This window comes from Massilia sp. CT11-108 (assembly GCF_047302915.1).
GTDB classification, from domain to species: Bacteria; Pseudomonadota; Gammaproteobacteria; order Burkholderiales; family Burkholderiaceae_D; genus Telluria; species Telluria orientalis.
This window is the reverse complement of sequence record NZ_JBKYMO010001311.1, coordinates 1-384: the sequence shown is the minus strand read 5'-3', so window position 1 is coordinate 384 and position 384 is coordinate 1. Positions and strand designations below refer to the sequence as shown.

General features: G+C 71.6%; 1 pseudogene. It reads right to left on the bottom strand.

The annotated features are described in order from the left end of the window. A pseudogene (locus tag ACEN88_RS34555) lies at positions 1 to 384 on the bottom strand (VWA domain-containing protein); the annotation flags it as partial.

The following is a 384-nucleotide window of genomic DNA, read 5'->3' as shown; positions in this document are numbered from 1 at the left end:
GGCATGCACGTCCCAGCGCTGTTCGTCGCGGGCGCGCACGAGCGTCTTCCACGGGTCCGCATACCTCGACTGCGCCAGCGCCGACGCCAGCGCCGGCCAATGTTCGGGAATGTTCAGGGCCATCGTGCCACCCGCGCGCGCATGGCGCAGCGCCGTCGCCGCGACGTCCCAGCCGCTGTTGCCCCGCTCGTCGTCGGCGAACATCGTGTCGATCCCGGCGTCGGAAATCATCAGGATGTGGGTGGGCCGGCGGCGCGGACCGGCCGCATACGTGTCGCACAGGCGGTGGATCGGGAACGCGGTGGCGCCGCCAAAGCAGCCCGTGATCACGCGCAGCACGGCGTCCGCGTCGCGCACGAAGCCGTTCGTGACCGTCACCTGGCC